The organism is Desulfobacca acetoxidans DSM 11109, assembly GCF_000195295.1.
Lineage (GTDB): Bacteria > Desulfobacterota > Desulfobaccia > Desulfobaccales > Desulfobaccaceae > Desulfobacca > Desulfobacca acetoxidans.
In genome coordinates this window covers 1,681,477-1,704,010 of sequence record NC_015388.1, presented here as the reverse complement: position 1 = coordinate 1,704,010, position 22,534 = coordinate 1,681,477, and the positions used below count along the sequence as shown (strand labels likewise).

Annotated in this window: 20 protein-coding genes; 3 read left to right on the top strand and 17 right to left on the bottom strand. The window is 51.5% G+C overall.

What is annotated here, in order from left to right; genetic code table 11:
• Positions 1-108 precede the first annotated feature (108 nt).
• The 16 genes from DESAC_RS07455 to DESAC_RS16760 form a co-directional block, all read right to left on the bottom strand.
• Positions 109-4,287, bottom strand: coding sequence for a LamG domain-containing protein (locus DESAC_RS07455; protein WP_013706459.1), 4,179 nt, complete (start codon positions 4,285-4,287; stop codon positions 109-111).
• Positions 4,287-4,580 (bottom strand): hypothetical protein, encoded by a 294-nt coding sequence (locus tag DESAC_RS07450; protein ID WP_013706458.1) that lies wholly within the window; start codon positions 4,578-4,580, stop codon positions 4,287-4,289. Before DESAC_RS07450 ends, DESAC_RS07455 begins: the two co-directional genes overlap by 1 nt.
• A gap of 56 nt (positions 4,581-4,636) precedes the next feature.
• Positions 4,637-6,319, bottom strand: a complete 1,683-nt coding sequence (locus tag DESAC_RS07445) for a hypothetical protein (RefSeq protein ID WP_013706457.1) — start codon at positions 6,317-6,319, stop codon at positions 4,637-4,639.
• 1 nt (position 6,320) lies between these two features.
• Positions 6,321-7,112, bottom strand: coding sequence for a phage protein Gp37 (locus DESAC_RS07440; RefSeq protein ID WP_013706456.1), 792 nt, complete (start codon positions 7,110-7,112; stop codon positions 6,321-6,323).
• On the bottom strand, positions 7,112-7,534 hold the full coding sequence (locus tag DESAC_RS07435) for a gp436 family protein (protein ID WP_052301912.1): 423 nt from the start codon (positions 7,532-7,534) through the stop codon (positions 7,112-7,114). The genes DESAC_RS07440 and DESAC_RS07435 overlap by 1 nt, the downstream gene beginning before the upstream one ends.
• Before the next feature lie 250 nt (positions 7,535-7,784).
• Positions 7,785-10,712, bottom strand: a complete 2,928-nt coding sequence (locus DESAC_RS07430; RefSeq protein ID WP_013706454.1) for a glycosyl hydrolase family 28-related protein — start codon at positions 10,710-10,712, stop codon at positions 7,785-7,787.
• 102 nt (positions 10,713-10,814) lie between these two features.
• On the bottom strand, positions 10,815-11,132 hold the full coding sequence (locus DESAC_RS07425) for a hypothetical protein (RefSeq protein ID WP_013706453.1): 318 nt from the start codon (positions 11,130-11,132) through the stop codon (positions 10,815-10,817).
• Between the two features lie 74 nt (positions 11,133-11,206).
• Positions 11,207-12,097 (bottom strand): Mu-like prophage major head subunit gpT family protein, encoded by an 891-nt coding sequence (locus DESAC_RS07420; RefSeq protein WP_013706452.1) that lies wholly within the window; start codon positions 12,095-12,097, stop codon positions 11,207-11,209.
• A gap of 19 nt (positions 12,098-12,116) precedes the next feature.
• Positions 12,117-12,515 (bottom strand): DUF2190 family protein, encoded by a 399-nt coding sequence (locus DESAC_RS07415; RefSeq protein ID WP_013706451.1) that lies wholly within the window; start codon positions 12,513-12,515, stop codon positions 12,117-12,119.
• Positions 12,516-12,517: 2 nt separating this feature from the next.
• Positions 12,518-13,621, bottom strand: a complete 1,104-nt coding sequence (locus tag DESAC_RS15215) for a phage protease (protein WP_013706450.1) — start codon at positions 13,619-13,621, stop codon at positions 12,518-12,520.
• A complete protein-coding gene (locus tag DESAC_RS07405) occupies positions 13,618-14,847 on the bottom strand; it encodes a phage portal protein family protein (RefSeq protein WP_013706449.1) in 1,230 nt (409 codons plus the stop codon). Before DESAC_RS07405 ends, DESAC_RS15215 begins: the two co-directional genes overlap by 4 nt.
• 32 nt (positions 14,848-14,879) lie before the next feature.
• Positions 14,880-15,131: a ChaB family protein gene (locus tag DESAC_RS07400; RefSeq protein WP_041283856.1), complete on the bottom strand. Its 252-nt coding sequence runs from the start codon at positions 15,129-15,131 to the stop codon at positions 14,880-14,882.
• 195 nt (positions 15,132-15,326) lie between these two features.
• Complete coding sequence (locus DESAC_RS07395; RefSeq protein WP_148231204.1) at positions 15,327-16,784, bottom strand: hypothetical protein; 1,458 nt, start codon at positions 16,782-16,784, stop codon at positions 15,327-15,329.
• A gap of 231 nt (positions 16,785-17,015) precedes the next feature.
• Positions 17,016-17,189 (bottom strand): helix-turn-helix domain-containing protein, encoded by a 174-nt coding sequence (locus DESAC_RS15760; protein WP_013706446.1) that lies wholly within the window; start codon positions 17,187-17,189, stop codon positions 17,016-17,018.
• Between the two features lie 34 nt (positions 17,190-17,223).
• A complete protein-coding gene (locus DESAC_RS07390) occupies positions 17,224-17,406 on the bottom strand; it encodes a hypothetical protein (protein ID WP_041283855.1) in 183 nt (60 codons plus the stop codon).
• Entirely contained in the window at positions 17,403-17,576 is a 174-nt protein-coding gene (locus DESAC_RS16760) for a helix-turn-helix domain-containing protein (RefSeq protein ID WP_013706445.1), read from the bottom strand. The genes DESAC_RS07390 and DESAC_RS16760 overlap by 4 nt, the downstream gene beginning before the upstream one ends.
• 545 nt (positions 17,577-18,121) lie before the next feature.
• On the opposite strand from DESAC_RS16760, the gene DESAC_RS07385 reads away from it, so the two are divergent.
• Positions 18,122-18,319: a helix-turn-helix domain-containing protein gene (locus tag DESAC_RS07385; RefSeq protein ID WP_013706444.1), complete on the top strand. Its 198-nt coding sequence runs from the start codon at positions 18,122-18,124 to the stop codon at positions 18,317-18,319.
• A 73-nt stretch (positions 18,320-18,392) separates the two neighbouring features.
• Here DESAC_RS07385 and DESAC_RS07380 read toward each other — a convergent pair whose 3' ends face one another.
• Positions 18,393-19,310 carry a HisA/HisF-related TIM barrel protein gene (locus DESAC_RS07380; RefSeq protein WP_169311515.1) on the bottom strand — a complete coding sequence of 306 codons (918 nt, stop codon included), beginning with the start codon at positions 19,308-19,310 and terminating at the stop codon, positions 18,393-18,395.
• A 310-nt stretch (positions 19,311-19,620) separates the two neighbouring features.
• Between DESAC_RS07380 and ftsH the strand changes: the two genes are divergently transcribed.
• Both ftsH and folP read left to right on the top strand, forming a co-directional pair.
• Complete coding sequence (gene ftsH, locus DESAC_RS07375) at positions 19,621-21,495, top strand: ATP-dependent zinc metalloprotease FtsH (protein WP_013706442.1); 1,875 nt, start codon at positions 19,621-19,623, stop codon at positions 21,493-21,495.
• A gap of 172 nt (positions 21,496-21,667) precedes the next feature.
• The gene (folP, locus tag DESAC_RS07370; RefSeq protein ID WP_013706441.1) at positions 21,668-22,522 is read left to right on the top strand and encodes a dihydropteroate synthase; all 855 of its coding nucleotides are present in this window, start codon (positions 21,668-21,670) and stop codon (positions 22,520-22,522) included.
• The last annotated feature ends 12 nt before the right edge of the window (positions 22,523-22,534 follow it).

The window sequence follows — 22,534 nt, the reverse complement described above, 5'->3', positions numbered from 1 at the left end:
GCTCCTAAAAAAATGAGAAAATAGCCAACGTGGGACACCGCTTTTGAACGTGAGCCGTTGAACGTGAGCCGACTCCCGGCTCTCGGCTCTCGGCTCCCGGCTCTCAGCTTAAAATGCATAGGTTCTGAAATTCCAATGAAGATCAGAGGCTACTGCCGTATCAATCGCATACGAGCCATATTCACCCCCCTCCAGATCTTCTCCCCAGGCCGGCAGATACCTGACATTTCTGACAAGCTGGAGCGAGATTCTTTTTTTATCGAGGTCAATCTTTTTCCGATAACAGACAAATGGTTCGTTATCATACCCGTGAAACTTCGAGTTAATCAGAATGTTGTCTTTCAATTCAATGCGGGCCCCCTCCATCCAGGTTTCGAGATCAACGAGCTCCTTAGGCGAAGAGAACCTCTCAATCAACAAGCGGGCCAGGGCTTCAGCCATGCCGGGATCCTCAGTTATGACAGGCTGTCCATACTCTAAATGGATTTCTACCGGTTGGCATCCGATTAGGTCAATCGTCGATTCATCGGCTATTTCCCTATAAGAGCTCTGGTTCTGCCGATAATCAGCAAAAAAAACCTTGCCCAGGTTCTTCAGCAAAGTCAGATCATAGGTGGATTGGATAAAACGGATCTGATTCTCGGGGATTATCTTCCGGTTATTGAGAATAATAAAACCAATCAGTTGCTCAAACCAATGCCAGCTGCCAGTTTGGAGCCCCCAATCCAGAGCGACTGCGGCCATGAGCACCACCGCTTCTAGGCTTCCCATCTGCCGCATAAAAAGATAATGTGGGGCGTAATCCCACACATCCAGATCTTCAACATAGCTAAAAGGAATACCGTCAGAATTCAGCATATTAGGTTTGGTGTCGCCGCTCATGGCCCAGAAGTTGTTCATCATGGCCGTAAAATGCGATTCATCATCCGGGGTGTAGGGATAGATGTAGGCTGACCCGGCCCGGCCCGCCACCGCCAGGCCGAACGCATGAGCCACCAAAGCATTCATCCAGGCATAGTGATAGTCGGATTTGTAGAGATATCCCCCATAATCCCCTGAAGCCCGATAGAGCCGGAGATCGGCTAATATGTTCTGCGCTAACCCGAGGGCCCGGCTATCCCCCTTCCGCATGTAGATATAGAGACACCCGATGACTATGGCGGCTGCAGCACCCGGATCGTAGTCGCCATAGGTAAAGCCATATTCCGAAAACCACACCGGAAATTTCCACCCCAAGCCGTCGGCCACTACAAAGGTTTCCAGCCAGGACAGCCAGTTATCCAGGATATCCCAGGCCCCGGCGTCATTGCTGACGCAGAAATATTCCGCCAAGCGATAAAAGGCCCAATACTGTCCGAGCCCATGTCCCACTTCCGGATAGTCGGACCCGTTCTGCAATCCCTGGATGATCTGCCAACGCCCGGCAATCTCAGCGGCATCAGGGGCAATATCTTTTGAAATATGTAAGTAATCAATATCTCCGTATAAATTAGCGCCAGCGTACGACCTGCCAATTCTGAAATCGGCGGTTGCCTCATATAAACCGGCCGTCCCGATATCACCGCTGCCGGCAGGATTCCCGTCAATATAGAGGTATATGGTTTCGCCAGACCTTATGACTGAGATATGATGAAATACGCCGGTCGCCGTGATAAGATTGCTTGTCCCATGAATTGCCAGGATATTTGTGCCATTGGTGGAATAATAAAAGGAAATGCTCCGGTTATAATTGTTGTAATAAACCATCCAGGACCTTTGATTCGCTGCTTCATACCACATCCCGCAGATGACCGAGTTTACCAGAGAATCAAAAGAGACTACTGCCTCGATAAAAAAGTCGCCATCGCCTAACCGAAAATCGGTTCCGGGATAGTAACCGGCATAGCTGCCGCTGCCGTCGAAATGCAGCGCAGTATCATTAGGTTGACAGATTCCCGTGGTATAAACCGGAGAACCTGAAGACCAGGTAAGTTCGTAGTTTCCGGTGGCGTCCTGCAGAGAACCATTGAATAGCCAGGAAGCAAGCCGTTTGCCATAGTCCCGATACTTCGGCCACCAGCAAAATTCATTAAAGTTTTCTTCCCCGCACAGAGCAATATTTTCGATATCGTTGCGGGTATGCACCGGCACTATCGGACCCTTAACGCCGCCGCAGCGGTTATTGAACTCGTCCTGGGCGTCCCGATGGAGCCTGATGTGGTTCTGCCTCACGTCATGGCGGTCAACCAGCCACGCCCCTAATGGATGAGCGTAATGAATCAAGGTCGGCCCCCGCCAGGGATTGACGCCATAAGGATTAACCGAGATCGCCAGCCGCGGGCAGTGTGGGTAATGGTCATAAGCCGTCAGATTCAAGCCGACATTATCCAACCACAATTCATAGGCTGGAAGCTTTACCGTAGGCTCATGATGCTTAAATTCCACCAGACGCAATCGGGAGCCGGAAAATACCCGATGGGAACCGAACTTGACATCGGTTAGATACAGGCTTCCGTCTAAAGGAATGTCTGGTCCGCAGAGGCCGATATCCACCACTTTAATCGGGTGGGTCAATATATGACCGGATATGTCTGGAATAAAGTTGTTGAAGCTGAGGTCAACCCGGCTCCAAACCCCTGCCGGGATATTCACCCCCGTGCAGATAAAATAGTGATCCAGACTGTCTTTCACTTTGACCGTGAGTGAGATCTGCTCCAGGTTGGCAAGGTTCGGCTGGATGAGGAAATTTAAGGTGCTCTGACCACCGGAATTAACCTCAGCGGTATTGATGCCGGTCCAAAATCCCAGGGCAGAAGCATCTTCCGGCAGGTCCCAGGCAAGCTGAGCCTGAGTGTAGAAGACCTCTCCTTCAATCTCCTGCTCCTCTTCATGATCCTGAACCGACATTATACCCTGGGGTTGGCTGGCCCCTAAAGTACACCAAGGATTCCATCCGGTGCGCCTCCTATCGCCGTCATAGATAACGTTGTCCAAACGCCAGAAGCTGGTTAAAGGGATTTCAAAATCGGTCAGTCGGTCATAACGGTCTGGCAGGGCGTGGACAAAAGTATGCTCCGGCCCCCAGGCCTCGCAAGCGCCGGGTTCAGAATCGTTTAAAATGATCTGCAAGCGCCGGGGATGGCTCCTAACCCGGCCCAGGGTAACACACCAATAGTCTCCGACTACGAAAGTCGATCCTAATTCCCACCAAACTTGCACACCGTAATGCAGATTGATCCGATTATGAGAGGTCAGCAGTCCTTCCTCTTTCATCTCCGGGTCGGCGCCATTCATCCGATAGAGCTCAAAAGTGAATTCTGCCTCGCCTAACTCACCGCCTTTCGTGATAATTACCAGCATAACGCACGCCTGCCCCTCGTTATAGTCTTCCTGAAGGCAGAGTTCGGCTGTTCCCCCCGAAGAAACGAAATTGCAATTCGCTACCCTGGTTTGGCAACGGTTGCCATAGTACGAAAAAAATAGCCGGTCTATAGCGTTAAAGGGAGGATTGCCAAGATCCCAGTTGAGACCGTACCCCAACCAAGCCGAAGCATTGCCGCTGTTACACTCCGAAAAAATCACGTGCAGCGCCCGGTTCTGGGTTTCAGGCTCCAGGTCAATATCGAAATGGCTAAAACCAGATTCTCCTTGACTGGAACCGCGATAGAGCAGGTGTTGGCCGCGGTCATAGCGCGTCCGTTCAAATCGGTCGAAGACCAACGGCGGTACCGCACTTGCAGCCCTGTCAAAATAACTTTCCCAAAGAAACTCAATCACCGAACGGTTATCCATATTCCTTGCCAGACCGGCAAAATACAGAATAGCCATGAGATCAAAAATCCGGTCCACAGCAAAGTCAAAGGTATAATCAGCACACCCGCGCCAGGCCGGACGTATGCATGGATAAGAATTCAATTCCGCGTATTTTTCGGCTTTTTCACCGGTAAAATAGATATAATAAATCTGCACCGCAGTACCGGCCGGAAGTGGTCGGCCCAGAATAATAACAGTCTGGTTGCCCATATTTTGCCAGGTACCACCGACAAAATAATCGGTCAGATCACCGCTTTCCGGTTCCGCCCAGAAACCGTTCCAGGGAAAAACCGCGTCGGTTTTCCAAACTCCCCGCAGATAAAAAACCTGGCCGCCGCCGAGCAGAGGATTTTTGAGGATAATCGCCCCATCTTCCCCAACAAAAGTGGAGATCCCTGACCGATTACCGTGCACGGCCTCCATAAGCGGTGTCCCGCCCATGGCATCGAAAGTCCAATTGAATTGGCCGGCCCTGGCCCATTGAATGTTTGCCACTAAAATATCCTTAGATTAAAAATATCCGTTAATTGTCCACCGGTAATATCGGCCTGGGCCAATAGTGACTCTGAGGCTGCATCTCTCAACCCCCCCAGTTCACGCTCCAGATCCATGGTTTGGTTTTCTAGAGAAGAAAACGCCAGGGTGAAATCTTCCGCTAATCTATTCAACAACTCATTGATATCCTTAACGCGAACATTAAACTGATGGTTGGCCAACCCAATCTCTGAAACCAAAGATTTCATTCGGCCATCCAATTCAATCCACTTATTTAAGAACTGATTCAGCATCCCCTTCTTCTCCCCCTACCCTTCTTCGCCTTTCCCCTTTTCTATTCCTTTCCATCTCAGCCCGACTCTCCTAAATAAGCCTGCATCCTGATTTCACCAGCTTCAATCCACAATTCATAGAGACAGTTGGCGCAGATTTTTTGGATTGCCGACAGGGCATTAACATTTTCAAAACAGACGCCGATATTGTATCCGGCCGTAACGCTTTTACAGACCTGATAGTCTGTCAGCCGCAACCGGTCTGCGAGGCCAACTTCAGTAATAATATCTTTTATGATATCAGCCGGATGGGTGATATCGTCCTTTACTATGCGGGCGCGGTGGCTCCGACCGGGACCCTGGATGACAAGTTTTCCGGTTGCCAGATCAGCCGTATATCGGTCAATTCTTTCCCCATCGGCGTAGACCGCCGTAATGTCTTGAAACGGCGCTCCGGGCAGCAGATAATGGTTTCTTCTAACATAGCCGACAAAATCCCAGTAATCGCCCTCTTCGAAGTCATTGCCAGACCCGGCGGTCCAATAGACATACAGGTTATTTTCCAGATGCAAGGGGGCTGCTTGATTCGCGGTACTCAATCCGGATTTTTCCCAGGTACAGCCGCCATCCTTAGACCAGGAGAAGGTAGCGGTTCCGACCTCTCCGGCAGTCTCTATTTTGAGCCGATAAAAGGTATCGACCGAGTTATTGTAATAATCGCTATCGATAGTACTTATGGCCGCAGATCCGGCACCCGTCTTGGCGGCTGCACCGGCAAATGGCCGCTCCGTCGATTGCCAGTCCGCATTTAGGACATAATAGCCCCGCAGAAAAGGCTTCCTGATGCCGTCCCCTCCTGGTGCCCCGATCTTCCTCTTTAACAGGCTGCAGATCAGATCATTTGATCTTATCTCAGCAGTATGATAATGGTAATGGCTGTGGGCAACGGTTAATTTTTGAACCTGCCCCATATAAAGTTCCTGCCATCCCACCTGTCCACTGGGCAACTCGTAGCCGGAAAAAAAGCTGACCTGCTTGTCATACCAAAGGGCCTGGGAGAAATAGAAATTGGGGGCCAGGGGATTCCACTGTTTGTCTCTGTTATCCAATACAAGTTCGTGGCTGCCAGCTACGATGTCTGCAAAATCCAGGGCGATGCCAGTCTTGATGACACCGCCTCTGATAATCTCGTTGTCATGAATGGTAAGACCGCCCTCCAATTTGAGGTCCTCGATCCCTCCAGGAAAATTGCCATCGGCAGCATAAGATTGGCAGATGTCAGAACCGCCGTCGATGCCGTAGGCGGCCCAATCATCCGCCTGTTCAGGGTTATCCAAGGCCCAGGCCCGCACCGGATCGGCAAACGTTATTTTAAATTGGAAATACTTCTGAAGATCAGCCTCCTCGCCGCAGACTAGTTGCATCCACGGCGCTTCCCCCAGATCGGAATATTCTGTCGCGGTGCGATACTGCACATTACTATGAAGGTATCCGATCTTGTCGGTCCAGGCGGGTCGGAAAAAGTTCATCCGGCCGTTATACGCCTGTTTTATCGGCCCTTCCCAGCAGCCGGAAGTTAGATAACCGGACTGCATAAAAAGATTTGCCGCGGTGCCGCCGCACAGGGTATTGCTAAAAACCCCCTCCCCCTCTTTCAGTCCCGGCTCCAGTTTAAAGGGTCGAAAGACCGCCTTCAGGCGAGGCCTGGCAAAAAGAGTCCGTTTTTCCTCTTGCTCATATTGGGGAGAAGCTGATCGCATCTTAAATCTCCGTCAGAATAATATGACCCGACCAGACACCGGGGCGAACCTGGTGGAAGTCAAAATCGTTGCTCCAGACAACGTCACAGGTCTTCTCCCCGCCGGCCTCAAGGTAAAGTTTAAATTGCCTCTGCGCCTGCTTTGCCGAAAGCAATTCATTCTTCTGGCTATCGTTCAGAAATGGCAGCTCCACCCCGAAACGCCTCTTTAAAGGCCGAAAATACTTTCTCAACGTTGCGTCCAGAGCCCGCTCATATTCAGACGAATCCATCATTTGATGGCTGCCTGCCTCGGTATAATGAAACGGTAAAAAGACCTCTGTCTCACCCCCAGTCTCACTGACCCAGCTCAATTTTCCCAATGTTGCCAGATCATAGGCCGTAGTCTTATAAGTGTTGACCAAAATGAGCGCTTCCGGTTCAGCGCTGATAAAGCTGGAACTCATCAGATAAAACGGTGTTATCGGCAGGCCAAAGGTCTGGTGCTGCACCGCTTTTTGGATGTCGTCACCCAGTTGATAAAGGCCATCGGTTTCGGTGCGGGCCTTTCTTTCACCCCTGGCGTTGCAGTTCACTATGGTGACGCTAAAATGATAATTCAGTCCGTAAACTTTATCGCTGGATCGGGTAGCATAACCCCACACATATCTAATCAAGAAGGCAGGAAGCCTAAAAGCCTGCGACCTGACGTCTTTCAAGATTTCTCCCTGATAACTCCTGATCGTCGGGACCTCAGGCCGGATTTCGGCCAGGGCCGAAATAATGCTTGCTTCAATCTCTGAGACGCCCACCATCAGTAGTTCTCCAGCGCCCGCCGGGAAAAAATCCTTCCACGTGCGTTATCCGTCAATTCAAAAGGATCTGCCGGAGCTTCTCGTTCAACTGCCCCGGGGATGACCGCTGTTCCATCTGCCAGTTCCTGTAAAAATTTTAGAGCATCTTCATACCTCGTTCGTCTGATACCGGGGGCAATGCTGCGGCGGGTATAAAGGTGATAGATGGCCAGGTCTACCGATAGGAATCGAATCACAGCCGGAGCTAAACTAAATGGCACTGAATATCTCACTCCTAGATAACTGTCGATCCCGGCATCAGCCTTTGCAATAGCCTCGGTCACCACGTCGGCATCCGGGGTGCTGCCGCTCTCCGTCGTCAACTCCGCCAACTCCTGCTCCGGAATCAGTTTCTCAATATCTTCCTGTGTGCAATAGGCCATTTCATCCCCCTTTAAGTGTGCAGGGTAAAGGGAAGAAGGATAAAGGATAAGGACAGGGAAAAGTTCTTCCCTTTTTCTTCCTTTCCACTGAATAAATGCGTTCCTGATATCCAGACAGTCTACATAGATGTTGTAATCGTTCCCGGCGGCGGCATCACCGTTATATTTCCCTAACCAACTCCGTCCAAACTGGTTCGTGCCGGAATGAATTCGGCTCACGGCTCACGGCTCACGTTCAACGGCTCACGGCTCACGAAATAAATGCGTTCCTGATATCCAGACAGTCTACATAGATACTGTAATCGTTCCCGGCGTCGGCATCACCGTTGTATTTCCCTAACCAACTCCGTCCAAACTGGTTCGTGCCGGAATTAAAACCGAACATAGATTGTTCCGTCGGACTCCCCTCCGCCGCCTCGTTCAACCAGAGTTTCCATGCACCTGAGACGGTATCTGATTTGAAATAGAATTGCACCGCTCTCGGGGCGTCCCCTACGGCGCCCAATACGTGCCAGGAGCTTGCCCCGCTTCCCGGCGTCGTCAGTTTCACTTCCACATTCCCGGAGTTGATCCGCATCAGGATATAACAACATCTCGATCCCGCACTCGTGCCTACGATGAAGATCGAAGACTCACCCGAAGATGATGTTACCGACGGCACGGCCAGGTAGATTTTACAGAAGAACTCCAAGATGTTCGTTGCCGCCCAGTTCTTATAAAAGAAGGCGTTGGTGGCATCTTTGTAAGTCACCTTCACCGCATAGTCGCCATGTTTAACCCCGGTGTCCGGTTCACCCTGAGCGACCACGTTGTTCGTGCCGGTTACCTTGGTCCAACCCGCCGGGCTGCCGCTTGACCAGGATTCAAAAGAATCACTCTGCAACACCGCCACCCCGTCCGGCGACCACACACCCTGATGCTCCGCCGACAACTGTGAGTCATACCATCCGGCGGCAGTGCAGAGCCATTCCACCAGGTCGTCATCAGTATAGATGTCTCCTACCAGGCCGTGCACATAATCCCAATCCGGACGCAGACTGCCGGATAAAGCCCGTGAAGTGCCGGTCATGGTAATCGCTGCGAGGTTGGTCCCGGCCGTGATCCGGTTCTGCGCCTTAGCCAGACTAGAACCGGTGTCAACGAAGATATCTCCGGCTCTCGGATAGTTCCAGATCAGGTATCGACCTGAGGTGATTTGCAGATGGTTGATCGTGATGTCGTTATACTGCCCTGTCTGCCCCGATAAGAGCAGGGCATACCCAGTACTCAGCACTGCCACTATCAGGTCCTCCAGGGTCAACCTGACGGAGCTCCGGCCGTCCTGGCCGCAGTAGATTCCATAATCAAAGTAGTCAGCCCCGTCGATCTCACAGTTGCCGGTCAGCACTACTTCATGATCGTAAGCATTGGCCGTGCCGTCCAAGACTTCCCCGCCAACCCACAGGGCAACCCGGTCCTGAGAATAGTTGTCTTCCGCAGAGATAGTGAACCAACAACCCTGGTCAAAGGTCAACAATCCGTTCCGGGCCGTCCCCGAACCTTGATCCAAGACGGCATAGAAGGCATAAGCCGGGAGGACTGAATCCCCTAAATCCTCGCTCGTGTAGGCCAGGTCAAATTGACAGTTGTTGAACGTCACCTGCCCCAGACTGTTGAGATAGGCGACATAGTTCTCCAAGGCATAGGATTTGATCAACGAGTTCGCAATGGTCACGTCCTGAATGTTCAGGTCCAGACACCGCCACTGCACCGTCCCATCCGTCGTCACCGAATCCAGGACCGTGTTCCACGTCGGTTCGGAAGCCCCGGAGGTCCCGGCCGTGATACAGATATACCTCCTGCCGTTATAGGTCGTAGGCCGGATGATGGCGCCGAAGGTCCAGGCTTGACTAGCCCAGACCGTAGAGGGTTGAGAATTGGGACCCTGCAGATGAAAACAGCCGTTCACATAGATGTCATTAGCATTCAGGGTGATCTCGGAATTGGCGGCGCAGGTGATCCAGAACCCCCCGGCGTTATAGTTGACGTTCTTCAGGGTGACGTTCTGAGCATACCCGGTCTTGGTCGTGCCGTCGCAATACCCCCGCTCCGAGAGTTCCATGTGCATCGCTGAGAGAGAGGGGGTATACCGTCCCAGGGGATCGCCTGCCGGTCTGAACCGTTCCTGCGTCCCGCTGCACTCAATGTTGACCATCTCCACGTCGGTGTTGCCGCCCAGCAGCGAAGTCGAACCCCGGAAACACTCATCAAACTCCATCTGGTAGAGTTTGGCAATGGTGTTGTTGATGATAGAGATGCCGTCCGTGATGGTGTCTTTGATGACGGCGTTCTCCATATGGAAGTTCAGCCGACCGGCATAGGTGAAGTTGTTGTCGTTGCCGAAGACCAGCAGGGTCCATTTATGTTCCTGCTCATACCCATGGAAATCCCCCTGGTTGGCGCAGTTGCCGTCAATCGTCAGGTTGTAGAAGGTCAAAGGCTTGCTGTCTACGGCGGACTCATACCGATAGCCGCCGTAGTCCATGGTGATCCCGACCGTGCCGAGGTATGCTTTCCGTTTCAGGATGGTGCCGGTCTTGGACTGGCCGACCAAACTGATGTTGTGGGGGCCGATATGGAGGTTGCCGATGATATAGGTGCCGTCCGGGATATAGATCACCCCGCCGGCGGATTTAATGGCATCGATAGCCGCTTGGAAAGCTGTGGTGTCATCCGTGATCCCGTCGCCTACCGCCCCGTAGTCGGTTTTGACATTGACTTCGGCAGGGACGTTATCGTCAATGATGGTGACGGTCTTGGAGGCCCCGAACCCGGCGGCGGAGATAGTGATTACCCGATCTCGTTCCAACACCGGGTTGTTGACGATGGTCATGGTGATGGCTTTGGTAGTGCTCCCGGCAGGGATGGTCAGACGCACCCGAGTGGTGTTGTAGCCGGTGTTGGTGATAGTGGCGCCGCTGCAGACCAGGGTGAAATGCTGCCCGACGCCGTAGTTCTCCTGATCGCTGTGGCCGCCGGTGAAATAGACATCAACAACAGTATCGGTTCCTTTAGCACTGCTCAAAGTCGGCGTCACCGTCAGAACATCAACATCCGATTTATTCACCGTCGTGGATTTAAAATTAAGATATGCTACACTGCTTTTCCTGATACAACTAATCTCGCTCTCAATATACATTTCTATTATCCATTTTATAATCCAGCAGTTATAGGTGACGGGTAAGAGATCAACAAACTAGTCCAAACCATCTCTACCCGATCACCTGTCAAAACTAATTATCTACACAAATTCTAAAGTAATTACGGCCTTGTCTGGATCGTCAAAAGTACAGAGACTATAAGGAATCTTCAATTTTCGGGCAATGTTGACATTGAATAAACAACCGACCGGATCGCCAGAGCTTGAAGACAATTTCATCTGTGGCCAAAGCGCCTCACTGACGCCCGGGGTTACTTCTTTTAACACCAATACATCTCCCGCCCCTGACGGCATAAACTTTAAACTCTTAAATTTAATTGCCTTGCTGCTTATCCAATCGCCTGATCCGTCTAATACTATTTGGAGCCATCCGACTCCCCATCTTTCACTATTTGCCATGCAACACCTCGATCTAACCGACTAAAAAACAATAGTTGGTATTTCATCGACTACCTTTCACTGCTATTTTCCCGCTACTTTAGCCAGGGAACGACGAGAACCTCTGCGGTTCCTCTCCAGACGTTGGTCTTCGTACCCTCTCCGGTTACGCCCATAAAATCAGCGTGTAAAAGTTCTTTTGCCTGACCTTCCAAAGCAGGAGGCACTACCAGAAGATTCGGGGCCACACCCAAGGGCGTCCCCTCATCATTGGTAAGTTGCATCATAGCCGCCCGGGCTGCGATATAGTTGGTAGTGTTCAATGTGTCCTTGCTGCCATAAGCCAATTGCCAGAGGCCATACCCGACCGCTCCGCGATAATCTACGCCATAGCGAAATTTCTTCCGCATAAAGGCATGTTCATCATCGGGGCTGTCCTGACTGATTAATCGCGGCAGGCTCCGCCGTTGAAAAATGAAAGGCTTAATTGCCCTGGTAGCATCAAACAGATACCAGGCAGTTCCGGACCCGCCACCGTTATTGCTCTGTGTTCCGGAAGCCACCGGATGATCAGTTGCAAAGAAGGTCTTGCCGTCGTAACATGGCGTGGTAAACCCTTCGGATATCAGCGTTGCCAGGAGCAGATCCGGGTGCTGCCGGGCGGCGCGGCCCAACTCAGCCACAATCGGATGGTAGACCCCCAGTTGATCGTCTTCGATATCATTGCTGTCCACTTCCACCGTGGCCTCATAATCTCTATTGGCAATCTGAAATGAAGCCGCGGCAAGATTCCGGATCTGGCGATCTCCGATCCACTCCCGCAACATCGGAAACTGCATCATAAATTTGTAGTCGTTGTATCTAGTGTTGCTCGGCACCAGCATGGCAATCTTCTCGTGATAGCTGGGAGCCCCCTCGAAGGCATTATTGAAGACGGTGTTCAAAGCCACATACATGCTTGCCAGATTAGCTCGGTTGATGATCATGTTTCCTGTCTCTCCCTTATTAGATTTTTATCCAACCTCTTGTTGCTGAAACATACTTCACCAGTTTCCCACACCTGATCCCCTGGCCCGGATTTACCTCATCAAAGGTCTGATCATCCACTACATACATCTCCGCCCCGACATTTGCCTGGCTAATGGAGGTAGCGGTAAAGTCAAAAACCCCGGCCGTTCTCACTCTGACCTGCCTGGCACCACTGGCCCCCAGGCTGTTGTCAACCTGCTCCAGGGCCACCCCAACCAGTTGGTGGCCTGCGGCGTTAGCCGCTGGAATTGCATAACCGGTGCTGTCTACCGCCACCATCGACCCGGCATAAATTTTGGTTGCAGCCTTAACCGGATATTCCAGTTCCAATCCCTCTCGGTAAATCGTGTCTCTATCAGCCGTACAGGCAGACATGGTTATCTCTCCTCCTTGAATTTCTCTTTATTTTTCAGAAAATCCTCAGGCCTGATACCTAGATTCTGACAAACCTCCCGGTCTTCCTGAGTCAGTGTCGTCCAATACCTACCCCCTGGCTCGAGAGGCCCTGGAATGGCCGAATTTTCCGGACGCGACATTATCAGCTCCTGAAAAAAGTCAGGATCGTCATGCGCCAAACGACGCAGACTGCCGTTTGCCTGTTGCAATTCTGCCGGAGTTGTTCGTCTGCTGCTTAATGCCTCCTGGATCAATCGTTCGGCTCTGGACAAAGCTTCCTGTAGCTTCATAGCGTTCAACTCTTCTCTCATCCGGGCAGCATTTTTGACCTCGGCCTGCAGCGACTCGATGCGCTGAAGCGCTTTGGAACAGCTGTCGCCTTCAGCCATACCGAGCGCCGCGGCAATCTCCGGCGGCAAAGGTGTTGATTTCCCGCCCGAGATTTTTATATAGTCATCCACGAGAGCTACAATCTGATCCTCCGAAGCGTCTTCCCGGAGTCCTAAAATCACTTTCAATTTTTCGGCAATCATTTCCTTCCTTTCTGCACCTGTATCATAACCGTTGCCTGCCCCATCCGTCTCTTTACCTTTTTCCTCTACATTTCCGGTATTCTCCTCTCGCTTGTTTGTTATTCCCTTTTTCCCCGCCGGTTCAACCGATAGAACCAGGGGCGCCAGATTGGTTATAGCCGGGAAATTTGTCAAAGCTACATGCAACAAATCCTCCACTTCTCTGGACTCGTTCAGTTGCACCACCGGGGAAAAATAACGGTACTCTTTCTTTTCGATATACTCTCGGGCCCGGTCGGTCCATTCCACCCGGGCCCATAGACCATCAAAAACCGAGGTCAGCGCCTTCACCCAACCTGCTGCGGGTGCCTCTCGGCCACTGATGGTCTGATGTTCGTAATCAACCACCATATCGTTGCCGCGCCACCTCCAGGCCTCCATAATTCGCTCGATAGATGCCGTCGATACCCGGAAAGGCTCCCGACCATCACCTAAAATGACTTCCCCCATCGGCAAAATCCTGATCCACTCCGGGGCCGTCGGCCCGATCTGGCAATAGATGGTAGTCTTCATACAGCCCCCCCAACGCGCCTTACCCTGGGCAGTCCAAAGACTTCAGCAATATGTTCCTGGGGAACCTGAATCCCCATTTCATTTAAATTCCTATAGGTTTCAGAAATCTGCTTCAGATCGACTTCCTCCTTAAAGCTGAAATGGAGAAACGGCGGATTATGATCCCAACCGAAGTTAAAGCCTATTAATGGCCTGAATACCTGCATCCTTAAAGTAGCAGCCAGGCTGTCGGCATCCGATTGAACGATGTCTCTGCGAACCTGATCGTGAACCTTGGCAGCACCGTAGGTACCGGTGGCCTGAGCGACATCGGTGGTTAGAGTCTGACCTAAGATAGCCTTGCTCATCTCCCGGTTGCAAAACTCAGCCATGGCAATAAATGGATTTGCGTGACCGGTGGCTCTACTCCCTGCTTCCACAAATTCAATGTCAGTGTTTTTAGATATAATGGCGGCCGCATCGGTTCCCATAGCCGCTATCGCCCGGCGCAGAGACTCCCGGTCTTCAATCGAGGCAGTCGGATCATATCGCCCCACTCGCAGAGGCATACCAAAGACCTCATTGAAAATGGCCCAATCCTTGAGAGCATAATTCTTAAAAAGGTAGACCCAGGCTATACTTCTTAATAAGCCCGCCCGAACCACCGAACCCGACCGTTGGCAGGAACGGTACACCACCAGCTTCCATGGAGGTGGCTTAATCCCGCTGTAACCGGACGGCTCCAGTAATCTCGGTTCCTCGCCTTCGGCAAAACTGATCCGTTTGGGATTGATCCATCGGATATCCTCAATCACCACCTTCCCTTCTACTGCCTGCCACATGATCTCATGGACTGAGAATCCTTTGCCTAAAGCGTCAAGAATATCAGTCATGATCCGATCAAACTCCAGCGACTCTATAACCGTTTGGACAAATTCAGACATCTGCACGTCATCCGGCTCGGGCGAGTATGGGATAAACCGGTAATTCATCCCCTGTACCGCCGCCTTGCGAGTCTGAAGAATAGATGCCAGATGTGCATCCTTTTCCTCCATTTCTTCATAGAGTTCCATCTGACGCCGAATATCACCCTGGTCTGCTTCCCGAAAAATGGCGGCTAATTTACCCGGAGTAAGTCCTGAACTCGGATAGCTGCTATACCTATCCTGGATCGAGGTGAGTGAAATCCGCCGCAATTCCGGTTTCGCTTTCTCTGACGTTCCCTTAAACCAATCCCAAAACCCCATCTTCTCCCCTTCTCTTCCTGTTGCTCCAAGCATCAATTCTTTCGCTTTATAGGCTCTGTCCCGGCATTAATAAGTCCTTCCATCTTTCCAACCGACACCTTCTCCCTCTTTCTCTCACCCTTAAAAGCTCTCCAGGCCATCGCCTCCGCCTTTTCCACATCGCCGAAATACTTCCCCAAGGCCTCATGAAACGCTTGCATCCACAATTTTCTCGCCTTATCAGGCAGTTCCTCAACTTCAGCTAAAACTCCAGATGCACAGTAGGCCACCTCTGTATCCCTCATTTTTTCACCCCCCAGCCAATCCTGAGCTCAAGTTCATTACCTATCGGTCACCCGCAAACCGTGAAAATCACCTACCGGTGGCACAAGTTTTCTAGCCCGTGCAGCAATCATTTTCCAACTGCGGCGGGATGTGCTGGCCCTTGACCACCGTGTTTTTCCTGGTAATTCACCCCTCGTTGAACGAATCTGCGGTTCTCAGGTTGATTGACATTCAATGTCACCGCAAACGAGGTCTTGCGCCAGTTTTACCGCCCCTGCCAAGGCATCCGGCCCATCATCATTGATCATCTTCGACGGGAAATAGAGAAGCTGTTCGATAAGGACTTCTTGATCGGAGTGTCCCCGGATGAAGCGAATTTTCCCCCTTTCCAAAAGAGACGCCAGGCTGTATATCCGCGCCTCTTTGGAACCACCGGAGGCAAGCTTTCTTATCGGTAAAACCATATCGTTCTCAGGGCCCCAACGTTTAAACTCAAACGGCAACAGACGCTGGAACGAATTGTCTGCTATGCCAATGACCCGGTGCCTATACGTTCCATATCGTTGGCCAATCACCTGCAAGGCCTTTTCCAACCACGCCTTTTGAATCCAGGCATCCATAACGTAAAAAACTCTCTCTCTCCTATCCAAACCTACGGTGACCATCGCCTTATAATCCGTCTCTGCCCCACCCCCGAGCGAAGCATCAAAAAACCCAACCACCTCCAGCTCTTTATCTTTCAAAGTATCCGGGTGAAAATAGTGAACCCACACCTGGCGGAAAACCCCTGTCTCTTGCAGCGGCTCATTCATCTTCTCCTGGTTGAAGATCGCCGCCCCTACCAACTGTTTCTGCCGCCGTAATTTCGTCAGCGGATGTCTCGCCTCCCACAGTGATCTGCCGTCGTTAAGCACAGCCCGATAGATGCATCGCCTAAAATGGCTGAAAGGCTTTCCGTCCATAGTTAACATCAGATTCAGGGCGCTCTGGTGATGGAGGATGGTACCGATAACCAGGAGAGTACCTTGTGGATCCAAGCCCGAATAAAATACCGACCGCACCCACTCCAGAATCCGGTGGACGGCGTCTGAATTTCTGACGCTGACATTGTCCTCCACGTCATCCAGAATGATCAGATCTGGTCGGCGCTGCCGGTGTTTCAAACCAAGCAGCCTTTCCCCTCGCCCTCGAGACTTGATACGCACCTCATTCATGGTCAAGAAATCATCAACATGACTGCTCTCCCGCACCAAATCCCCGAAATCCTGGCGAAGGCGATCATTGTAGAGGAGCTCCAGATAAATGAAGGCTGTCAAATCACTGGCCGATTCTTTGCTGCTGCCCCCGATAATGATAAAATTGCGCCTCCGGAAACAGATCTGATGCAGGACATACCCGAAAGCGCAGAGCGTGGTCTTGGCAAACTCCCTGGGCACGGCCACAACTACCGCCCGCCCTAACCCGCCATTCCCCTCGCTCCAGAAGCTTTTCCGGGACAACGCCTCTTTTCCTTCCTCCAGGAGTTGGATTAATTCGAAGTGAAAGGCGGCCGAGGGTTGAATAAAATAATGAGGTAGGTAAGTCCTGCAAAAAAAGAGGGGGTCCTGTGCCGCTCGCTGTCGGCGTCTCTCCTGCTTTCCTTCACATTCATCCACCAAAGGCAACACATTCAAACTGAGCTCCATAAGAACTCTATCAGCCCTTTGTCGAAAAGCTTTCCTAGTCATCTTTCGCTGTAATGTCATCAACTCACCCTCCATCGCCGGAGTTGCCGCCTTGCATGCCCTTGCCTTCGACTTTCTGCGCCAACCCTCCCCTAACTACCTTCCCATCGATGCTTCTTTTAATCTAAATTAATGTAATTAATAAAATTATCTGATTATTGTTCACCAACCGGCCTTTATCTACCAACATTCATTAAAGATCTTTTCCACCGAACTGACTAAAATGCGTAAGCTGCGCTTGCTGATCTTTACTCCCTTAAGTTTTCCCTCCCAAAACCAGCGATAAACGGTGGAGCGGGAAACAGCCAATTGCCGGGCAACTTCGCTGGGACGGACAAGCTTTTCTTTAATCATCACGCTATTACCTCGCCTCGTTATCTTTCCTGCTTTAGTTCCGCCGCCGCCTCATACCATTTTCTCCTTTGCTGAGTTTAAGCTTGGAAATTCCTCCTGCTCCAAAACTTCTTGCGACCTCATCTCCATGAACATCGTTTTTATTGTTCTCCATGTACTCAAATTCATTTGAATTAACCAGAACACCTAAGACATCTGGCACAAATCCCCGCTTCACCAAACCTCCCCCACCATTGCCTCCACCGAGGCGGCGATTATTCTGAGGCTGCCGGTTTTCAACCGCACCCCTCTCAGCTTCCCTTCCCAAAACCAGCGATAGACCGTGGAACGCGACACCGCCAGTTGGCAAGCAACCTCTCTAGGACGCACAAGTTTTTCCATCATCATGGCTCAACCCTCCTCATCTTGTTGTCCTCTGTTTTTCAAAACCTGTTCCAAAACCCTCCATCCGGACATAAAAATCCGCTAAGATCCTTCCAGTTTCAGGACCCTAATCTCCCATACTCTTTAATACTATTGTTAATTCAGATAATTAGGTGATTGCTGAACTGCAGCGGAATGGTGACTGGCAAGCCGCGGGCGCTGTTACATCGACAGACTGAGCAGGCTCAAACATTCTTGAGGAACCCTTTACAACAACTTAAATATCTCTAGAGATTTTCCCAACCCCTAGAATTTGCCCTTTTTTCACCTCTTAAAATCTCTAGGGGAATATGTCTCTTTTATCTTCCACCTCGAACACTCTTTAGACCCTCAAGACTTTCTTTTCCCCTCTAGTGCAGGATGGTAGCCTCAAAAGCTCGGCGAGCGAAATCCAGGATTCAAACCGGGTATATTGGCCTTTATCTTGCTAATCACCAAATTAAAAGATGTTTAATTAGTTCTTCAGCCATTTGAGAACTTCACTAAAGTCCAACTCAGGAGAATAAATAATGAACACGGAAATATTATTAAAAAAACGTTTTTTCCGTCCGGATGAAGTGGCTGAGCTCCTCCTTATATCCAAGCGTACCATATATCGTATGATCCATGACGGCCGCCTCGACGGCGTCGATAAAAACCGACGTCCCCTGCGCGTCCCCCGGGAAGCCATCCTCAGCCTTTTTCCGGTCGATGCTTGGGCCAATTAACCCCCCCCTTCCCTGAACTCCCCGGCAAACCGAAACAATGCGACAAGAACGGTATGGTACAGGGGAGGGGAGTTCAATCTTTTTTATTCATTGTCTCCACCAGCCGCGCCACCTCCCCCGGTCGCCGCAAGGCCATCGTACAGATACTCACCGCATCCGCCCCCAGGTCAAAGTAGCGTTTGACGTCAGCCAAACAACTCACCCCACACCCCATAATGAGAAAAAGTTTCACCTTCTTCCGCAATTCCCGGTTATAGACCAGAGCTGCGGGGAAAGCGGGTCCGCCTGAAACCCCGCCCCCCCCTGCCGCCGCCAATGGTGAGGGTGGGAAACGCCCTGCTGGAAAGATCATGGCATAGGGAATCGTATTTACCCCATGAATCGCCCCTACTCCTAAGTTTTCTAATTCCTGTGCAAATTCAAATGGATGCATAACGCTAATCTTGGCTATAAGAAAAAGTTCAGCATACCGCCGCACTGCCCGCACGCAGGCAATCGCCTGGGTTATATTCTCGGCAACAGCCTCTTGCACATTGGGACAGGAAAAGTTCAGTTCCAATCCCCCAAAATCAACCCCTAAAGTCTTCCGGTAAATCTCAATGGCTTCCAGGGTCTCCCGGATTGCCGTCTCCTCACCTCTAGAAAATTCCGGATAAAAATTGGGAATGACATTATATCCGTCGATTAGAGACTGTCTGATCTCGGCAGCACACACCTCCACTCCCTGGTTGGTGAGACCGTAGGCATTGAGCATTCCCAGTTCCGGTATCCGCCTGATATATCCCCAGGTAAGGGGATTGGCAGGAATAAAATTCCCCCGCCGCTGCCGCCGAGTGGCAGATTTGCTTATAATTGTAGTCCCGGTTTGCCGCACTACTCGAAGCAGGCGCCGATAGGTTGGCAACCAGGAGTAAGGAAAAATGCCGCTGCCCCCTGGCCCGAACGCCGTGGAGATAATCACCGGAGAGATTCTCTGCTTTCTGTTTGCCATAACCATAACCGCATATTCTGTTTATCTGTAGTTCCTACCTTCTCTAAATGCAAAGTAGCATATCCGCTGGTAAGATTCAACGACGCGGCATTTAACCGACCTCCCAATACCGCAGCCAGTATCCCCGAACCCGAACTGCTTCCAGACCCCCAACCTCATTTTGGTTGATCGCTCTTCCCTGCTTCCTCTTCCCCCTCTCCTGCTCCTGGTTATCTGGGTTTTTCTACATTCACCTTGCTTTTATTGCAAACCGACTTACAATATGATAAAAATACAATCAAAAAGAAGACTTTTCTGCACAAGGCAAAGAATGAATAATAATCGCCTCAGCCCCTTTTATAAAAACATTGCTCTCTGGTTGCTGATCGGCTTAGTCGTGACCATGCTCTTTAACTTCTTTAATAAGTCCCAACTTGCCCGAGAAAAATCGCAGCTCAGCTATAGCAAGTTCCTCGACCTGGTTAACGAGGGCAAAATAGCCCGCGTCGTCATTCAGGGTGAGGAAATTACCGGTGAACATCTAGACGGTAAGGCCTTTCACACCTACGCCCCCAAAGATCCCGATCTCGTTAAATTCCTGCGGGAAAAAGGCATTGAACTTTCTGCCAAGCCAGCCGATGACTCTCCGTGGTACACTACGCTGCTCATCTCCTGGCTGCCAATGATCGTTCTGGTCGGCATCTGGATCTTTTTCATGCGCCAGATGCAGACCGGCGGTGGTAAAGCCATGTCGTTCGGCAAAAGCCGCGCCCGCCTGCTTAATGAAAGCTCCAAGAAGGTGACTTTTAGCGACGTTGCCGGCATCGATGAGGTCAAGGAAGAAGTCTCCGAAATCATTGATTTTCTTAAAGACCCCAAGAGGTTCACCCGCCTGGGCGGCCGCATCCCCAAGGGCGTCCTCCTGGTCGGACCACCCGGCACCGGCAAGACCCTTCTAGCCCGCGCTATCGCCGGAGAAGCCGGGGTCCCCTTTTTCAGTATCAGTGGCTCTGACTTTGTGGAAATGTTCGTCGGGGTCGGTGCTGCGCGCGTCCGCGACCTCTTTCTGCAAGGGAAAAAAAACGCCCCCTGCATCATCTTCATCGATGAAATTGATGCCGTCGGCCGTCATCGCGGCGCCGGTTTGGGCGGTGGCCATGATGAACGGGAACAGACCCTGAATCAGTTGTTGGTGGAAATGGATGGCTTCGAATCCAATGAAGGGGTCATCCTCATAGCCGCCACCAACCGCCCCGATGTGCTCGACCCCGCCCTGCTGCGCCCGGGCCGTTTTGACCGCCAGGTAGTAGTACCCATACCAGATCTTAAAGGCCGGGAAAGTATTTTAAAGGTTCATACCCGGAAGATTCCTCTGGCGGACATCGTCAACCTCTTCGTCCTGGCCCGCGGAACTCCGGGCTTCTCCGGCGCCGATCTCGAAAATCTGGTTAACGAAGCAGCTATCTTCGCTGCCCGAGATAATAAAGACCGCGTGTCGATGGAAGACTTTGAACAGGCCAAGGATAAGATCCTCATGGGCTCCGAGCGCAAGAGTATGATCATTTCCGATGAAGAGCGCAAAAACACTGCTTACCACGAGGCTGGCCACACCTTGGCAGCCAAACTCATTCCGGGAACCGATCCCATTCACAAAGTCACCATCATCCCTCGCGGGCGTGCCCTCGGTGTCACCCAACAACTGCCTTTGGATGAAAAACATACTTATACCAAAGAATATCTGCTGAACACCCTGGCGGTCCTCATGGGCGGACGCGTTGCCGAGGAACTGGTCTTACAGCATCTCACCACCGGTGCTGGAAATGACATCGAACGAGCCACCGATCTGGCCCGCAAAATGGTCTGCAATTGGGGCATGAGCAATAGTTTGGGACCTCTGGCCTTCGGAAAACGGGAAGAACATATCTTCTTGGGGCGGGAAATTGCCCAACATCGCGATTTTAGCGAGGAAACCGCCCGATTAATTGACGCCGAAATCAAGGGGTTCGTTGAACAGTCCTACCAAAGGGTCAGAGTGCTCATTCGTCAGAATGAACCCGGTCTGCATGCCCTGGCCAAAGCTTTACTCGAAAAAGAGACTCTGAGCAGCGATGAGGTCGACGCCATCGTTTCCCAACATGCGAATTCTGACCTGCCGCCGCCAAACGATACCGCCGATTCAGACCTGCCCTCGGCGGTCAACAGCTAGTTCTTGGTAGAGCCGGTCAAGTTGCTGCGAACCATCTTGCTTGCACTTTACCAATCACTCCTCTCATCCCCTCCTGCCCCCGGTCTAGGTTGGGATGAGAAGCTCTGAAGATATTTCTGCCTATCGAAATCTGCAGATTGACTCGGATCTGCCCAAAACAAGGATACTCCTTATGGCGCCGCTTCACCAATTGGTCATCGGTAAGCAAACCTTTGACCTCGCACACCGATCACTGCTCATGGGGGTCCTCAACGTTACGCCCGACTCCTTCTCTGATGGCGGCTTTTTCTTCAGCCACGACGCTGCCATCCAACAAGCCCTGCAACTAGCCGCTGACGGAGCTGATATTATCGATATCGGCGGTGAATCAACCCGTCCCTTCGCCCCCCCTCTCTCCCTGCAAGAGGAACTTGACCGGGTTATCCCGGTAATCCGAACCATTCGCCGGGAATTGGATACACTCATTTCTATTGATACCTATAAAGCTGCCGTGGCCCAAGCCGCCTTGGAGGCCGGCGCCAACCTCATCAACGATATCAGTGCCTTGCGATTTGATCCCGACATGGCACCATTAGCCGCACAGTCCGGCGTTCCGGTCGTGCTCATGCATATGCAGGGAACCCCGCAAGATATGCAGGTTGACCCCCACTATAATGACCTGGTAGGTGATATTAAAACCTTTCTGGCTCAACGTCGGGATTTTGCCTGCGCCCAGGGGATTGATCCGGCCAATATCATCTTAGACGTCGGCATCGGCTTCGGTAAAACCCTGGCCCACAATCTCGAACTGCTCCAGCGGCTGGATGAATTCCGCAATCTGGATTGCCCCCTGTTGCTGGGAGTCTCGCGTAAGGCCTTTATCGGCAGGATATTACATGTCCCGGTAACCGAACGCGATATCGGCGGGTTGGGCGCCATCATCCTGGGCCTCGTCAGAGGGGCCAATATCATCCGTACCCACAACGCAGCTTATGCCAAGCAAGCGATCGCCGTCGCTGAAGCTATCCTGCACAGCTATCCTCGCTAGCTGCCCCGCGCC

Coding starts and splice junctions, on each gene's coding strand:
- DESAC_RS07450 (WP_013706458.1), bottom strand. CDS start 4,580: ATGCTGAATCAGTTCTTAAATAAGTGGATTGAATTGGATGGCCGAATG.
- DESAC_RS07445 (WP_013706457.1), bottom strand. CDS start 6,319: ATGCGATCAGCTTCTCCCCAATATGAGCAAGAGGAAAAACGGACTCTT.
- DESAC_RS07440 (WP_013706456.1), bottom strand. CDS start 7,112: ATGGTGGGCGTCTCAGAGATTGAAGCAAGCATTATTTCGGCCCTGGCC.
- DESAC_RS07435 (WP_052301912.1), bottom strand. CDS start 7,534: ATGGCCTATTGCACACAGGAAGATATTGAGAAACTGATTCCGGAGCAG.
- DESAC_RS07430 (WP_013706454.1), bottom strand. CDS start 10,712: ATGTATATTGAGAGCGAGATTAGTTGTATCAGGAAAAGCAGTGTAGCA.
- DESAC_RS07425 (WP_013706453.1), bottom strand. CDS start 11,132: ATGGCAAATAGTGAAAGATGGGGAGTCGGATGGCTCCAAATAGTATTA.
- DESAC_RS07420 (WP_013706452.1), bottom strand. CDS start 12,097: ATGATCATCAACCGAGCTAATCTGGCAAGCATGTATGTGGCTTTGAAC.
- DESAC_RS07415 (WP_013706451.1), bottom strand. CDS start 12,515: ATGTCTGCCTGTACGGCTGATAGAGACACGATTTACCGAGAGGGATTG.
- DESAC_RS15215 (WP_013706450.1), bottom strand. CDS start 13,621: ATGAAGACTACCATCTATTGCCAGATCGGGCCGACGGCCCCGGAGTGG.
- DESAC_RS07405 (WP_013706449.1), bottom strand. CDS start 14,847: ATGGGGTTTTGGGATTGGTTTAAGGGAACGTCAGAGAAAGCGAAACCG.
- DESAC_RS07400 (WP_041283856.1), bottom strand. CDS start 15,131: ATGAGGGATACAGAGGTGGCCTACTGTGCATCTGGAGTTTTAGCTGAA.
- DESAC_RS15760 (WP_013706446.1), bottom strand. CDS start 17,189: ATGATTAAAGAAAAGCTTGTCCGTCCCAGCGAAGTTGCCCGGCAATTG.
- DESAC_RS16760 (WP_013706445.1), bottom strand. CDS start 17,576: ATGATGATGGAAAAACTTGTGCGTCCTAGAGAGGTTGCTTGCCAACTG.
- DESAC_RS07385 (WP_013706444.1), top strand. CDS start 18,122: ATGAACACGGAAATATTATTAAAAAAACGTTTTTTCCGTCCGGATGAA.
- DESAC_RS07380 (WP_169311515.1), bottom strand. CDS start 19,310: ATGGCAAACAGAAAGCAGAGAATCTCTCCGGTGATTATCTCCACGGCG.
- ftsH (WP_013706442.1), top strand. CDS start 19,621: ATGAATAATAATCGCCTCAGCCCCTTTTATAAAAACATTGCTCTCTGG.
- folP (WP_013706441.1), top strand. CDS start 21,668: ATGGCGCCGCTTCACCAATTGGTCATCGGTAAGCAAACCTTTGACCTC.